This window comes from Klebsiella ornithinolytica, from assembly GCF_030505655.1.
GTDB lineage: Bacteria > Pseudomonadota > Gammaproteobacteria > Enterobacterales > Enterobacteriaceae > Klebsiella > Klebsiella ornithinolytica.
Map to the genome: position 1 here is coordinate 2,143,165 of NZ_CP130153.1, position 15,449 is coordinate 2,158,613.

Annotated in this window: 13 protein-coding genes and 2 tRNA genes; 9 read left to right on the plus strand and 6 right to left on the minus strand. The window is 54.7% G+C overall.

The features are described from left to right. Nucleotides 1-134: 134 nt before the first annotated feature. Genes Q1L34_RS09990 through narI form a run of 4 tightly spaced genes read left to right on the plus strand, consistent with a single transcriptional unit; the run spans nt 135 to nt 6,797 of the window. Complete coding sequence (locus Q1L34_RS09990; RefSeq protein ID WP_032717155.1) at nt 135-3,878, plus strand: nitrate reductase subunit alpha; 3,744 nt, start codon at nt 135-137, stop codon at nt 3,876-3,878. Continuing rightward, nucleotides 3,875-5,413: a nitrate reductase subunit beta gene (gene narH, locus Q1L34_RS09995; protein ID WP_015584094.1), complete on the plus strand. Its 1,539-nt coding sequence runs from the start codon at nt 3,875-3,877 to the stop codon at nt 5,411-5,413. Before Q1L34_RS09990 ends, narH begins: the two co-directional genes overlap by 4 nt. Next, a complete protein-coding gene (gene narJ, locus Q1L34_RS10000; protein WP_004863449.1) occupies nt 5,410-6,120 on the plus strand; it encodes a nitrate reductase molybdenum cofactor assembly chaperone in 711 nt (236 codons plus the stop codon). The genes narH and narJ overlap by 4 nt, the downstream gene beginning before the upstream one ends. Further along, nucleotides 6,120-6,797, plus strand: coding sequence for a respiratory nitrate reductase subunit gamma (gene narI / locus Q1L34_RS10005; protein WP_004863445.1), 678 nt, complete (start codon nt 6,120-6,122; stop codon nt 6,795-6,797). The genes narJ and narI overlap by 1 nt, the downstream gene beginning before the upstream one ends. 18 nt (nt 6,798-6,815) lie before the next feature. Here the strand turns inward: narI and Q1L34_RS10010 are convergent, their stop codons facing one another. After that, nucleotides 6,816-7,712, minus strand: a complete 897-nt coding sequence (locus tag Q1L34_RS10010; protein ID WP_327204487.1) for a DMT family transporter — start codon at nt 7,710-7,712, stop codon at nt 6,816-6,818. 108 nt (nt 7,713-7,820) lie between these two features. On the opposite strand from Q1L34_RS10010, the gene Q1L34_RS10015 reads away from it, so the two are divergent. After that, nucleotides 7,821-8,264, plus strand: a complete 444-nt coding sequence (locus Q1L34_RS10015; protein WP_004863438.1) for an Lrp/AsnC family transcriptional regulator — start codon at nt 7,821-7,823, stop codon at nt 8,262-8,264. Nucleotides 8,265-8,383: 119 nt separating this feature from the next. On the opposite strand, the gene Q1L34_RS10020 is transcribed toward Q1L34_RS10015, so the two are convergent. From Q1L34_RS10020 to Q1L34_RS10035, 4 genes are all read right to left on the minus strand, one after another. Beyond that, a tRNA-Tyr gene (locus Q1L34_RS10020) sits at nt 8,384-8,468 on the minus strand. A gap of 135 nt (nt 8,469-8,603) precedes the next feature. Beyond that, nucleotides 8,604-8,688, minus strand: a tRNA-Tyr gene (locus Q1L34_RS10025). Between the two features lie 159 nt (nt 8,689-8,847). Beyond that, nucleotides 8,848-9,690 (minus strand): formyltetrahydrofolate deformylase, encoded by an 843-nt coding sequence (purU, locus tag Q1L34_RS10030; protein ID WP_004863432.1) that lies wholly within the window; start codon nt 9,688-9,690, stop codon nt 8,848-8,850. Between the two features lie 43 nt (nt 9,691-9,733). Continuing rightward, nucleotides 9,734-10,192, minus strand: coding sequence for a YchJ family protein (locus tag Q1L34_RS10035; RefSeq protein WP_064357764.1), 459 nt, complete (start codon nt 10,190-10,192; stop codon nt 9,734-9,736). Between the two features lie 111 nt (nt 10,193-10,303). Here Q1L34_RS10035 and rssA point away from each other — a divergent pair, with 111 nt between their 5' ends. The 3 genes from rssA to galU all read left to right on the plus strand — a co-directional run bounded on the left by rssA (nt 10,304) and on the right by galU (nt 13,403). Then, complete coding sequence (gene rssA / locus Q1L34_RS10040) at nt 10,304-11,200, plus strand: patatin-like phospholipase RssA (RefSeq protein ID WP_071359553.1); 897 nt, start codon at nt 10,304-10,306, stop codon at nt 11,198-11,200. 90 nt (nt 11,201-11,290) lie between these two features. After that, nucleotides 11,291-12,304, plus strand: coding sequence for a two-component system response regulator RssB (gene rssB / locus Q1L34_RS10045; protein ID WP_004863426.1), 1,014 nt, complete (start codon nt 11,291-11,293; stop codon nt 12,302-12,304). Nucleotides 12,305-12,500: 196 nt separating this feature from the next. After that, nucleotides 12,501-13,403, plus strand: a complete 903-nt coding sequence (galU, locus tag Q1L34_RS10050) for a UTP--glucose-1-phosphate uridylyltransferase GalU (protein ID WP_004863423.1) — start codon at nt 12,501-12,503, stop codon at nt 13,401-13,403. Between the two features lie 117 nt (nt 13,404-13,520). Here the strand turns inward: galU and hns are convergent, their stop codons facing one another. Then, complete coding sequence (hns, locus tag Q1L34_RS10055; protein WP_004863421.1) at nt 13,521-13,928, minus strand: histone-like nucleoid-structuring protein H-NS; 408 nt, start codon at nt 13,926-13,928, stop codon at nt 13,521-13,523. A gap of 559 nt (nt 13,929-14,487) precedes the next feature. On the opposite strand from hns, the gene tdk reads away from it, so the two are divergent. Then, complete coding sequence (gene tdk / locus Q1L34_RS10060; protein ID WP_104896389.1) at nt 14,488-15,105, plus strand: thymidine kinase; 618 nt, start codon at nt 14,488-14,490, stop codon at nt 15,103-15,105. The last annotated feature ends 344 nt before the right edge of the window (nt 15,106-15,449 follow it).

Below are 15,449 nucleotides of genomic sequence, written 5' to 3' on the forward strand. Positions count from 1 at the left end.
TTGAGGGGCTATTTATAAGCCCTATCGCATTGATCGTTATCAATTCTCTCCCTCTTTCATAGCGTTACCTTCGCTGCAAATCCAGCAATGTCGATTTATCAGAGAGCCGTCAGGCTCCAAACAGGAGAAACCCGATGAGTAAATTCCTGGACCGGTTTCGCTACTTCAAACAGAAGGGTGAAACCTTTGCCGATGGGCATGGCCAGCTTCTAAAAACCAACCGGGACTGGGAGGATGGATACCGCCAGCGCTGGCAGCATGACAAAATTGTGCGCTCCACTCACGGGGTAAACTGCACCGGCTCATGCAGCTGGAAGATTTACGTTAAAAACGGTCTCGTCACCTGGGAAACCCAGCAGACCGACTATCCGCGTACTCGCCCGGATATGCCAAACCACGAGCCTCGCGGCTGCCCGCGTGGCGCCAGCTACTCCTGGTATCTCTACAGCGCCAACCGTCTGAAGTATCCGCTGATGCGCAAACGGCTGATGAAAATGTGGCGCGAAGCGAAAGCGCAGCATTCAGATCCGGTGCATGCCTGGGCATCCATTATTGAAGACGCCGATAAAGCCAAAAGCTTCAAACAGGCGCGTGGGCGCGGCGGTTTCGTTCGTTCCTCCTGGCAGGAAGTGAATGAGCTGATCGCGGCTTCTAACGTCTACACCGTCAAAACCTACGGCCCGGACCGCGTGGCCGGCTTCTCGCCAATCCCGGCGATGTCGATGGTCTCCTATGCCTCCGGCGCGCGCTATCTGTCGCTGATTGGCGGCACCTGTCTCAGCTTCTATGACTGGTACTGCGATCTGCCGCCGGCCTCCCCGCAGACCTGGGGCGAGCAGACCGACGTCCCTGAATCAGCCGACTGGTATAACTCCAGCTACATTATCGCCTGGGGCTCCAACGTACCGCAGACCCGTACGCCGGACGCGCACTTCTTCACCGAAGTTCGCTATAAAGGCACCAAGACCGTGGCGATTACTCCGGACTACGCCGAGATCGCCAAGCTGTGCGACCTGTGGCTGGCGCCGAAGCAGGGCACCGATGCGGCGATGGCGCTGGCGATGGGCCACGTCATGCTCCGCGAATTCCACCTCGATAAACCGAGCCAGTATTTCACCGACTACGTTCGCCGTTACAGCGATATGCCGATGTTGGTGATGCTGGAAGAGCGAGACGGCTATTACGCCGCGGGCCGCATGCTGCGCGCGGCCGACCTGGTGGATGGTCTGGGCCAGGAAGAACATCCGGAATGGAAAACCGTCGCCTTTGATGAAAAAGGTGAAATGATGGCGCCGAACGGCTCTATCGGCTATCGCTGGGGTGAAAAAGGGAAATGGAACCTTGAGCAGCGTAACGGTACCACCGGCGAAGAGGTTGAACTGCGCCTGAGCCTGCTCGGCAGCCACGACGATGTGGCGCAGGTTGGCTTCCCGTACTTCGGCGGTGACGGCACCGAACACTTCGCCAGCGTTGAACTGGAAAACATTCTGCTGCACAAGCTGCCGGTGAAACGCCTGCAGCTGGCGGATGGCACCACCGCGCTGGTGACTACCGTCTACGATCTCACCATGGCCAACTACGGTCTGGATCGCGGCCTCAACGATGAAAACTGCGCAACCAGCTACGACGATCTTAAAGCGTATACCCCGGCGTGGGCTGAAAAAATTACCGGCGTCTCCCGCGCGCACATCATTCGTACCGCGCGTGAATTTGCCGATAACGCCGATAAGACCCACGGTCGTTCGATGATCATTGTCGGTGCCGGTCTGAACCACTGGTACCACCTCGATATGAATTATCGTGGTCTGATCAACATGCTGGTCTTCTGCGGCTGCGTCGGCCAGAGCGGCGGCGGTTGGGCGCACTACGTGGGCCAGGAAAAACTGCGTCCGCAGACCGGCTGGCAGCCGCTGGCGTTTGCACTCGACTGGCAGCGTCCGGCGCGTCACATGAACAGCACCTCTTACTTCTATAACCACTCCAGCCAGTGGCGTTATGAAACCGTCACCGCGCAGGAGCTGCTGTCGCCGCTGGCGGACAAGTCGCGCTACAGCGGCCACATGCTGGACTTCAACGTACGCGCGGAACGCATGGGCTGGTTACCGTCGGCGCCTCAGCTGGGCACCAACCCGCTGCGCATTGCCGATGCGGCGAAAAAAGCTGGCATGAGCGCGGTGGATTACACCGTTAAATCCCTGAAAGAAGGCTCGATTCGCTTTGCGGCGGAGCAGCCGGAAAACGGCAAAAACCATCCGCGCAACCTGTTTATCTGGCGTTCCAACCTGCTGGGCTCCTCCGGTAAAGGCCACGAGTACATGCTGAAGTACCTGCTGGGTACCGAGCACGGTATTCAGGGGCTGGATCTGGGCAAGCAGGGCGGCGTGAAGCCGGAAGAGGTGGAGTGGCGAGATAACGGCCTCGACGGCAAACTGGATCTGGTGGTGACGCTGGACTTCCGTCTGTCGAGCACCTGTCTCTATTCTGACATCGTGCTGCCGACCGCCACCTGGTACGAAAAAGACGACATGAATACCTCGGATATGCATCCGTTTATTCACCCGCTGTCTGCCGCCGTCGACCCGGCCTGGGAATCGAAAAGCGATTGGGAAATCTACAAAGGCATCGCGAGGAAATTCTCCGAAGTCTGCGTCGGTCATCTGGGTAAAGAAACCGACGTGGTTACGCTGCCTATTCAGCACGACTCCGCCGCCGAACTGGCGCAGCCGCTGGACGTCAAGGACTGGAAAAAAGGCGAGTGCGACCTGATTCCCGGTAAAACCGCGCCGCATATCATTCCGGTTGAGCGCGACTACCCGGCAACCTATGAACGCTTCACCTCTATCGGTCCGCTGATGGAGAAAATCGGTAACGGGGGCAAAGGTATCGCCTGGAACACCCAGAGCGAAATGGACCTGCTGCGTAAGCTCAACTACACCAAGGCGGACGGCCCGGCAAAAGGCCAGCCGATGCTGGATACGGCGATTGACGCGGCAGAAATGATCCTCACGCTGGCGCCGGAAACCAATGGCCAGGTGGCGGTGAAAGCCTGGGCGGCGCTGAGCGAATTTACCGGTCGCGACCATACTCACCTGGCGCTCAACAAAGAAGACGAGAAGATCCGCTTCCGTGATATTCAGGCGCAGCCGCGCAAGATTATCTCCAGCCCGACCTGGTCTGGCCTGGAAGACGAGCATGTCTCCTACAACGCCGGTTATACCAACGTTCATGAGCTGATTCCGTGGCGTACGCTTTCTGGTCGCCAGTCCCTCTATCAGGATCATCAGTGGATGCGCGACTTCGGTGAAAGCCTGCTGGTGTACCGTCCGCCGATCGACACCCGCTCGGTGAAATCGGTGATGGGAGAGAAGTCCAACGGCAACCCGGAGAAGGCGCTGAACTTCCTCACGCCGCACCAGAAATGGGGCATTCACTCCACCTACAGCGACAACCTGCTGATGTTGACTTTAGGTCGCGGTGGGCCGGTCGTCTGGATGAGCGAAGAAGATGCCAAAGAGATTGGGGTTGAAGACAACGACTGGATTGAAGTTTTCAACAACAACGGCGCGCTGACCGCACGAGCGGTAGTGAGCCAGCGTGTGCCGGCCGGGATGACCATGATGTACCACGCGCAGGAACGTATCGTAAACCTGCCGGGGTCAGAAATTACCGGGCAGCGCGGCGGTATTCATAACTCGGTGACGCGTATTACGCCGAAACCGACCCATATGATCGGTGGCTATGCGCACCTGGCATATGGCTTTAACTACTATGGCACCGTCGGTTCTAACCGCGATGAGTTCGTAGTAGTCCGTAAGATGAAGAACATTAACTGGCTGGATGGCGAAGGCAATGACCAGGTACAGGAGAGCGTAAAATGAAAATTCGTTCACAAGTCGGCATGGTGCTGAATCTCGATAAATGCATCGGCTGTCATACCTGCTCAGTGACCTGCAAAAACGTCTGGACCAGCCGTGAAGGAACCGAGTACGCGTGGTTCAACAACGTTGAAACCAAGCCCGGTACCGGCTTCCCGACCAACTGGGAAGATCAGGAAAAATGGAAGGGCGGCTGGATCCGTAAGATCAACGGCAAGCTGGTGCCGCGCATGGGTAACAAAGCGCTGCTGCTGGGTAAAATATTTGCTAACCCGCATCTGCCGGGTCTGGACGATTACTACGAGCCGTTTGATTTTGACTACCAGACGCTGCACAACGCGCCGGCAGACAGCAAGGCGCAGCCCATCGCGCGCCCGCGCTCGCTGATTACCGGTCAGCGGATGGACAAGATCGAGAAAGGCCCGAACTGGGAAGACGATCTGGGCGGTGAGTTCGAGAAGCTGTCGAAAGACAAAAACTTCGAGAACATGCAGAAAGCGATGTACGGCCAGTTCGAAAACACCTTCATGATGTATCTGCCGCGCCTGTGCGAGCACTGCCTCAACCCGGCGTGCGTGGCAACGTGCCCGAGCGGCGCTATCTACAAACGTGAAGAAGACGGCATTGTGCTGATCGATCAGGACAAATGCCGCGGCTGGCGGATGTGTATTACCGGCTGCCCGTACAAGAAGATCTACTTCAACTGGAAGAGCGGCAAATCCGAGAAATGTATCTTCTGCTACCCGCGTATTGAAGCGGGTCAGCCGACGGTCTGCTCTGAGACGTGCGTCGGGCGTATTCGTTACCTTGGCGTGCTGCTGTACGACGCGGATGCGATTGAGCAGGCGGCCAGCACCGAGAACGAGAAAGACCTGTACCAGCGTCAGCTGGACGTGTTCCTCGATCCGCACGATCCGAAAGTGATTGAGCAGGCGCAGAAAGACGGCATTCCGCTGAGCGTCATTGATGCGGCGCAAAAATCGCCGGTCTATAAAATGGCGATGGACTGGAAGCTGGCTCTGCCGCTGCACCCGGAATATCGCACGCTGCCGATGGTCTGGTATGTGCCGCCTCTGTCGCCGATCCAGTCCGCCGCCGATGCGGGGGAACTGGGCAGCAACGGCATCCTGCCGGATGTCGAAAGCCTGCGGATCCCGGTCCAGTATCTGGCCAACCTGCTGACCGCAGGCGATACCCAGCCGGTGCTGCTGGCGCTGAAACGCATGCTGGCGATGCGTCACTTCAAACGTACGGAAACCGTCGATGGGGTTATCGATACGCGGGCGCTGGAAGAGGTCGGGCTGACCGAAGCGCAGGCGCAGGAGATGTACCGCTATCTGGCGATTGCCAACTACGAAGACCGTTTCGTGGTGCCGAGCAGCCATCGTGAGCTGGCGCGCGAAGCCTTCCCGGAGAAAAACGGCTGTGGCTTTAGCTTCGGTGACGGCTGTCACGGGTCTGATTCGTCCTTCAACCTGTTCAACAGCCGCCGCATCGATGCCGTGGATGTGACCAGCAAAACGGAGCCGCACGCATGATCGAACTCGTGGTTGTTTCACGTCTGCTTGAGTACCCGGATGCGGACTTATGGCAGCATCAAAATGAACTCTTCGACGTTCTGGCTACGTCAGAGAAACTGGAAAAAGCGGATGCCCAGGCCCTGGGCGTCTTCCTGCGTGATTTAACCGCGCAGGATCTGCTGGATGCCCAGGCCGCCTACAGCGAACTGTTTGACCGGGGGCGCGCAACCTCGCTGCTGCTGTTTGAGCACGTGCACGGCGAATCTCGCGACCGCGGGCAGGCGATGGTCGATCTGCTGAACCAGTATGAGCAGCACGGTCTGGTGCTCGACAGCCGCGAGCTGCCCGATCATCTGCCGCTGTATCTGGAATATCTCGCGCAGCTGCCGGAGAGCGAAGCCATTGGCGGTCTGCAGGATATCGCGCCGATTCTGGCGCTGCTTTGCGCGCGTCTGCAGCAGCGTGAAAGCCGCTATGCCGTTCTGTTTGAACAGCTGCTGAAGCTGGCAAACAGTGCGCTAGATGAAGCGAAAGTTGCGGAAAAAATCGCTGATGAAGCGCGTGACGATACGCCGCAGGCGCTGGATGCCGTCTGGGAAGAAGAACAGGTGAAATTCTTTGCCGATCAAGGCTGCGGTGAGTCCGATATCGCCGCTCACCAGCGTCGTTTTGCCGGAGCCGTGGCCCCGCAATATTTGAATATCTCTAACGGAGGACAGCAATAATGCACTTCCTGAATATGTTCTTCTTTGACATCTATCCCTACATTGCCGGAGCGGTGTTCCTGATTGGGAGCTGGCTGCGCTACGATTACGGACAGTACACCTGGCGCGCCGCCTCCAGTCAGATGCTGGATCGCAAAGGGATGAATCTGGCGTCTAACCTGTTCCACATCGGGATTCTGGGGATTTTCGCCGGACACTTCCTTGGGATGCTGACGCCGCACTGGATGTATGAAGCGTGGCTGCCGCTGGAAGTGAAGCAGAAAATGGCGATGTTTGCCGGCGGCGCCTCCGGCGTGATGTGTCTGGTGGGGGGCGTGCTGTTGCTGAAACGTCGTCTGTTCAGCCCGCGCGTACGGGCAACCACGACCGGTGCCGATATTCTGGTGCTCTCCGTGCTGATTCTCCAGTGTGCGCTGGGCCTGCTGACTATTCCGTTCTCCGCCCAGCATATGGATGGCAGCGAAATGATGAAGCTGGTGAACTGGGCACAGTCCGTGGTGACGTTCCACGGCGGGGCGTCCGCACACCTGGACGGCGTCGCCTTTATTTTCCGTATGCACCTGGTGCTGGGGATGACGCTGTTCCTGCTGTTCCCGTTCTCCCGTCTGGTACATATCTGGAGCGTGCCGGTAGAATACCTGACGCGCAGATATCAGATAGTCCGCGCCCGCCGCTGATCGCCCGGTCCGGCAGAATTATACCCCGCTCTGGCGGGGTTTTTTGTGGCCAGACGCCAGCCTGTCGCCCCAGCCGAGATTATTTCCCGCCGCCGCAAACAGAATCAGCAGGCCTCCGACCAACTGCACCGGCGTCAGCGCATGATGGAAGAGCAGATAATCGACAACCATCGCCACAAGCGGATAGATAAAGGAGAGCGTACCGGTTATGGGCGTCGGCAGTTTCTGAATCGCGCTATAGAGCAGCTGGTACATAATGCCGGTATGCACAATGCCCAGAATCAGCAGGTAATGCCAGGGGAACGCGGCGGTGAAATCGGGGGCGTGAACCAGCGGTAGCAGCATGATTGTCCCGACGATAACCTGAATAAAGGCTATATGCTGAGGCGGAAGCGGACGCAGCTTGCGGGCGATCATCGCAGTCAAGGCGTAGAAAAAGGCGGCGCCAAGGGCCAGCGCAATACCCGTAGCCAGCTGGCTACCATGAGCCTGCATCAGCTCGCTGGAGAGCAGGACGACCACGCCGAAAAAAGCCAACGTTAGCCAGCCCCATTTAATCAGCGTCACCCGCTCGCCTGTCAGCATTCCCATCAGTACCAGCATAAACGGCTGAGTGTTATACACCACGGTAGCCATGCCAATCGAAATTCGGGCGTAAGCGGCAAACAGCAGCAGCCAGTTAATGACCAGCGCGATGCCACCGAGGATCGCCAGCAGTAGCGTTAGCCGCGTGAGCTGGCTGAACGGCTGTCGGCTGAAAGAGATAAACCCCAGTAAGGTCAGGGCGCCAGTCAGGCAACGCCAGAAGACCACATCGATAACCGGCAAGCCGGAGAGTAAAACGAAGGCGCCGATCGAACCCGAAATGATCATCGCCAGACTCATTTGCCAGACGCCCGTTACTGTATGTGCCATTTTTCTACCTCCGTGATGATGCCGATATTGTCGTTAATCTGCTGACAGGTTGACATGCATGATCTAAGGTAAAAGACGAGTATTGCTTTTATTTATCAGGTAAAACGAATGGAACACTTAATTGATAATATCGATCGCGCCATTCTGGCCTGTCTGGCAGAAGATGCGCGTATATCGCTCAAGGTGTTGAGCGCGCGGGTGGGATTGACGTCACCCAGTACCGCAGAGCGGGTGAAGCGACTGGAGGAGCGCGGGGTGATTCAGGGATACGGCGCCCGGGTTAACCTTGCGGCGCTCGGTTATACCCTACAGGCGCTGGTTCGCGTCAGACCGCTACCGGGCTTGCTGCAGAAGGTCGATAAATATATCCAGGCAATGCCAGAATGCATTGAATGTGACAAGGTCACGGGCGAGGATTGCTTTGTGATGCGCCTGGTGGTGCGGGATATTGCGCAGCTTGATACCCTGCTGGATGGTCTGGCCGAGCATGCCCAGTGTAATACCTCGATAGTAAAAAGCTCGCCGGTAACCCGCCGTCTGCCGCCGATGTAATGTCACCTGAATAGCAGCATCAATGTGTTAACCGTTTCGCTTGATGCGGAGCTAATTCCCATACGGGCAGAATATAGTGCAAACGAGATGGGTATAACGAAGAAGTCGCAGGAAAGTGATGGTGGCGGGGGAAGGATTCGAACCTTCGAAGTCGATGACGGCAGATTTACAGTCTGCTCCCTTTGGCCGCTCGGGAACCCCGCCAGGGGTATGAACTACTTGAGCGTAATACTTTTGATGGTGGTTGAAGGATTATTTATCGCTTCGCGCCTCACCCTTCCCGATAAGTGCAAACCTCGCTAAGGCCTACCGGGGTTACCACGTTGCTGTGGTGAATAATGGTGGTGGGGGAAGGATTCGAACCTTCGAAGTCGATGACGGCAGATTTACAGTCTGCTCCCTTTGGCCGCTCGGGAACCCCACCACGGGGCAATGCTTAATACTGGCCTGCTTCCTTCTGGGGAAGCGGGGCGCATCATATCAAATGATGCGCCCCTGTAAAGCTTTCCGTTGATAAAATTAAACTGGTTGCCTGAAATTTACGCGTAAAGACGCAATGCTAACCAGTTCATTTCATTATCGATTAAAGAATAATCGTTCGGTTGCCGTAAACAAACACGCGCTGGGCCAGAACCTGATACAGCGCGCGGCTCAGCACATTCTTTTCCACATCGCGGCCCGCGCGCATCATATCTTCCGCCGTATAGGTGTGATCGACATGAATAACATCCTGCATAATGATCGGGCCTTCATCCAGGTTGTCATTAACGTAGTGGGCGGTAGCGCCGATGATCTTCACGCCGCGCTCATAGGCCTGATGATAAGGACGGGCGCCAATAAAGGCTGGCAGGAAGGAGTGATGAATGTTGATAATCTGGTTCGGGAAACGGGAAACGAATTCCGGCGTCAGAACGCGCATATACTTCGCCAGCACCACATAATCCGGCGCGTAGGATTCAATGGCATCGCCCATCAGCTTGTCGTGTTCTTCGCGCGTCAGCCCTTCGTGACTGACCAGCTGGAACGGGATATCAAAACGTTCGACCAGCGAGCGCAGGGTTTCATGATTGCCGATGACGGCCGCAATCTCAACATCCAGGCCGCCATAGTTGGCTTTCATCAGCAGATCGCCCAGACAGTGCGCTTCTTTGGTGACCAGGATCACCACGCGACGGCGGCCGGCGGGCGTCAGTTCGCGTATAGAGCCTTCCGGCAGCGCGCTATCAAGGTCGGCGAGCAGAATGGCATCATTAAAAATACCTTCCAGTTCGGTACGCATAAAGAAGCGACCGGTACGGTGATCGACAAACTCGTTGTTCTGCACGATATTCAGCTCGTGCTTGTAACAAATATTCGTGATACGCGCGATGAGTCCTTTCTGGTCAGGGCAAATGGTGCGTAGTACTTTACGTTGTAATGAATGCATCGCGAGGAAAATCCTGTAGTGTTTGCTATTGCCGGCGCCAGCTTTACTGGCCGCAGCATTTTTTAAATTTTTTACCTGAACCGCAAGGGCAGGGGTCGTTACGACCAATCAGCGGTCGTGTGCCGTCGATATAATACCACCGTCCATTTTCTTTTAAGAATCTGGAACGTTCAATAATCGCGCCGGGGCGGTTATCGTCGTGATATCGCGCGATGAAACTGACGAAACCCTCGTCGGGGTGACGGCCTTCATCGGTAGCAAATACGGTTAAGCCTTGCCATTGTGTTTTAGCGAACCCCTGTTCCAGATCGTCCCGGAAGTGCTGCGGCTGGCAGGAAGGGTGCCAGGTGGCGATCAGGTAATCGGCATCCTTCATGACAAACGCGCTGTAGCGGGATCGCATCAGCTGTGAGGGATCCGGTGCGGGCAGCGAGCCGCTCAGATATCGCTGACAACATGAGCTATACTCCAGAGCGCTGCCACAAGGGCATAATGGCGACAAATCGGCCTCCATGGAAAAAGAATCACGGCGCATCGGCGCCAAAGTGTTTTATGTTAACTGAGCTGTGGCAATGATGCCATGCTCGGAGTGGAAGGAAGTATACCGGTCATAATGAGAAAGCTTAAAATTGGTCTGGCGTTAGGGGCGGGAGCTGCCCGCGGATGGTCGCATATCGGGACGATTAAAGCGCTACAGCGCGCGGGCATTGAAATTGATATCGTCGCAGGATGTTCAATCGGTGCGCTGGTGGGGGCCGCCTTTGCCTGCAACCGGCTTCCGGTCCTTGAGAAATGGGTCTCCTCTTTTAGCAACTGGGACGTGCTGCGATTGATGGATCTTTCCTGGCGTCGCGGTGGACTGCTGCGCGGTGAGCGCGTATTCAACCGCTTTCGACAGGTATTGCCCGTCTCCGATATTGAGCGCTGCGACCGTCGCTTTGCTGCGGTGGCGACTAATTTAAGCACCGGGCGCGAACTGTGGTTTACCGAGGGCGATCTGCACCAGGCCGTGCGCGCCTCCTGCAGCATGCCGGGCCTGATGTCACCGGTTATGCATAATGGCTACTGGCTGGTCGATGGCGCGGTGGTCAACCCCGTTCCGGTTTCCCTGGCGCGCGCGCTGGGGGCGGATATCGTGATTGCCGTCGACTTACAGCACGATGCGCACCTGATGCAGCAGGATTTGTGGTCAATTGAAAAACCTCAGCCTGAAGAAGACAAAGAATTTTCCTGGCATGCGAGGATTCGCGCGCGTCTGAGCGGAATGACCTCCCGCCGCGCGGCGACGCCAACGGCGATGGAGATTATGTCGACCTCTATTCAGGTGCTGGAAAATCGCCTGAAACGCAATCGTATGGCGGGCGATCCTCCCGATATTCTGCTACAGCCTTTTTGCCCACAAATATCCACGCTTGATTTTCATCGTGCCGGGGAGGCGATTGCTGCCGGACATCAGGCGGTTGAAAAGAAGATGGATGAGCTACTACCCTTGGTGCGCACCGCGGTGTGACGCCATTTAACCAGGACTTAAGTAAATTCTGACAGGCGATAGTGTGAATTGCATGCCACTATTTAACTATCGTCAGCCAGAGGAGAGATCATGACGCAGCCATTGGCGGGAAAACTGATTCTGATAGTTGAAGACGAAGCCGTTTTCCGCTCACTCTTGCACTCCTGGCTAACCTCACTGGGCGCGACAACGGTTCAGGCGGGGGATGGCGTGGAAGCACTCCAGAAAATGGCCGAGTCCAAACCCGACCTGATGATTTGCGACATCTCTATGCCGCGAATGAATGGTCTTGAGCTGGTGGAGCAGCTGCGCAACCGGGGCGAAAAACTGCCGATTCTGATGATTTCGGCAACGGAAAATATGGCCGACATTGCCAAAGCGTTGCGCCTTGGCGTCCAGGATGTGTTGCTAAAGCCGGTAAAAGATTTCAACCGCCTGCGGGAAACGGTGTATGCCTGTCTGTATCCCAATATGTTCAACTCGCGGGTTGAGGAAGAAGAGCGGTTGTTTGAGGACTGGGATGCGCTGGTTAGCGACCCTACCGCAGCGTCAAGGCTACTGCAGGAGCTTCAGCCTCCCGTACAGCAAGAAATTTCGAAGTGCCGTATCCATTATCGTCAGCTGGTGTCGGCGGATAAACCCGGTCTGGTGCTCGATATTGCGCCATTATCGGAAAATGATCTGGCATTCTATTGTCTGGATGTCACACGAGCAGGAGATAATGGGGTGCTTGCGGCGCTGTTGCTGCGGGCTTTGTTTAATGGATTGCTTCAGGAGCAGCTGGCCCATCAGGGGCAGCGCCTGCCGGAAATGGGGAGCCTGTTAAAACAGGTTAACCAATTACTCCGTCAGGCCAATTTACCTGGGCAGTTTCCATTGCTGGTGGGTTATTACCATAGCGGTCTGAAAAATTTGATATTGGTATCCGCAGGTCTGAATGGCACACTCAATACCGGAGAACATCAAATTCAGATTAGCAATGGCGTTCCGTTAGGGACATTGGGTAACGCTTATCTCAACCAAATTAGCCAGCGCTGCGCATCATGGCAGTGCCAAATTTGGGGGGCCGGAGGGCGTTTGCGACTGATGTTGTCTGCGGAATGAACAATTACCGGTTTTTTTAAGCTGGTAGGATTACCGGGTAATCTTTTGCGGTGGTACTATCATTGCGTTTTATAAGTAAAGTCCTAATTCGAGGGAACACAAACCTTTTCAGACCAGGTTTGCCTGAGTGGACTGATATACTCGACACGTTATTATTAACGAAAAGTTTAAAAAACGAACAGTCCAGGAGATTTCAATGGCTGCCCTTAATTCTAAAGTAAGAAAAGCTGTTATCCCGGTTGCGGGATTAGGTACCAGGATGCTACCCGCCACCAAGGCTATTCCGAAAGAAATGCTGCCACTGGTAGATAAGCCTTTAATTCAGTACGTTGTTAACGAATGCATCGCAGCCGGAATTACTGAAATTGTTCTGGTGACCCATTCGTCTAAAAACTCTATCGAAAACCATTTCGATACCAGTTTTGAACTGGAAGCGATGCTGGAAAAACGTGTTAAACGTCAGCTTCTGGAAGAGGTTCAGTCTATTTGTCCGCCGCATGTCACCATTATGCAGGTCCGTCAGGGGCTGGCTAAAGGTCTGGGTCATGCGGTACTGTGCGCGCATCCGGTGGTGGGTGACGAGCCGGTCGCGGTTATTCTGCCAGACGTTATTCTGGATGAATTTGAGTCGGATCTTTCCCGTGATAACCTGGCCGAAATGATCGCCCGTTTTGATGAAACAGGATCCAGCCAGATTATGGTTGAGCCTGTTGCTGATGTTACCGCCTATGGCGTTGTCGACTGCAAAGGCGAATCCCTGCAGCCGGGCGAAAGCGTCCCGATGGTGGGTGTGGTTGAGAAGCCGAAAGCCGATGTGGCGCCGTCTAACCTTGCTGTCGTCGGTCGCTACGTGCTGAGCGCAGACATTTGGCCGCTGCTGGCAAAAACACCTCCGGGAGCCGGGGATGAAATCCAGCTGACCGATGCGATCGACATGCTGATCGAGAAAGAGACCGTTGAAGCCTATCATATGAAAGGTAAGAGCCACGACTGCGGTAATAAACTGGGCTATATGCAGGCGTTTGTGGAATATGGCGTGCGCCATAAATCCCTCGGCGCAGATTTTAAAGCCTGGCTGGAAAAAGCAGTAGCTAAGTAATCGTTTTCTGCTTAATGATAAACCGGGAGCGAATTTCGTTTCCCGGTTTTTTTATATCGCCGGGCGGCAGATAAAAAAATCCCGCCGAAGCGGGATTTTTCAAATACAGATGCTCGATTACAGCAGGAAATCGTCCAGGGTTTTACCCTGCTCGTCCATGGCTTTTTTGATCACTGCCGGGGTGCGACCTTGACCTGTCCAGGTTTTGGTTTCGCCGTTTTCATCAACGTAGCTGTATTTAGCCGGACGCGCAGCGCGTTTAGCTTTAGTACCCGCTTTGACTGCCGCCATGGTGCTCAGCAGTTCGTTCGGGTCAATACCATCTGCAATCAGCATTTCACGGTATTGTTGCAGTTTACGAGTACGCTCTTCAATTTCTGCAGCTGCAGCGCTTTCTTCTTCGCGACGTTCGTTAACGACAACTTCTAATTTTTCCAGCATTTCTTCTAGCGTTTCAAGGGTGCATTCTCTTGCCTGCGCACGAAGAGTACGGATGTTGTTCAAAATTTTAAGTGCTTCGCTCATTGTAGTAATCTCAAACTTATATTGTGGGGTGGTTTGTTGGACTAATAATAGAGCGATATAATCGGATGTGCAATAGGGGAGAATGTAAGGAATTCAAAATTACTTGTTATTTGTCGCAGCAATTAATTAATTTAAGTTAAATTCTACGTGCGACTTCACATCTTTTTTGCTTATAGCCTGACCCGAATCCTGCGCTAAAACCCTGAGATAGTATGCTTTTCTCTGCTGGCCGGGAGTAAAATTATACTTTGCAGGGATAAATATCCCTCTTGAGTATTAGCGTATTAGTAACGGCAATCTTTAATATAATCTGGTGAGCAAAAAACGTTATAGCGGGTTGGCTCATGCTACGATTCGCACAAAAGGACAATCGCCGGGCGCCAGCCAGGGGGGCTGTACAAATTGCCGGCACCTGCATTCAATTAAAAAAGCGTAATCTATCAGCAGGGGGGACGGACATAGCGTATGCCGCTATACCCATGCTGAAAGGGGGGATAGCACGGGAAAATATGCTACAATTTTGCCGCGATAAAACACACTGATTGGGGTGATGCAGCCGATGGCTCAACTTTATTTCTACTATTCTGCAATGAATGCAGGTAAGTCGACCGCTTTGTTACAGTCGTCATACAATTACCAAGAGCGAGGCATGCGTGCCCTGGTTTATACCGCCGAGATTGATGACCGCTTTGGTTCAGGTAAGGTCAGTTCAAGAATTGGTCTCTCCTCGCCAGCCCGCCTGTTTAACCCTCAGACCTCGCTCTTTAGCGATATTGCGGTCGAGCATGCGCAACAGCCTGTTCATTGTGTCCTGGTGGATGAGAGTCAGTTTCTGACCCGCGAGCAGGTACATGAATTGTCTGAAGTCGTCGATCGGCTGGATATTCCGGTGTTGTGTTACGGCCTGCGTACGGATTTCCGTGGCGAGTTGTTTATTGGCAGTCAGTATTTATTAGCATGGTCCGATAAGCTGGTTGAATTAAAAACGATCTGCTTCTGCGGACGTAAAGCGAGCATGGTGCTGCGTCTCGATCAGGAAGGTCGGCCATATAATGAAGGCGAGCAGGTCGTGATTGGCGGGAATGAGCGCTATGTTTCCGTCTGCCGTAAACATTATAAAGAGGCGTTAAGTGAAGGCTCGCTGACCCGGGTGCAGAGTAAACATCGCCCCTGCTAATCGTCCACATCATTCCCCACCCAGGCGCCTGTATGGCGCCTGCTGCGTCTCTTTACTGTGAACCGATGTCCTGACCTTTCCCCGGAACGGATTATGCCTGGCACGCCTGCTGCTGACGATTCTCCGCGACGGGCTTCTCCTGACCGGGTATCAACGGCATGAGGGCGTAATGAGCCTGACCAGGCTGCCGTGCCGCCGAAAACAAACCGCCAACAGCGTTAGCGTAGATATCCAGGTCTCAATGCGCGTCAGGAAAAAGCGTTTGCGACCGCTTATCCGGTCATGCTCTACCGGAATGAGATAAAAAAAGCCCCATCCGGAGATGGGGCTTTTACCAGCGTTAT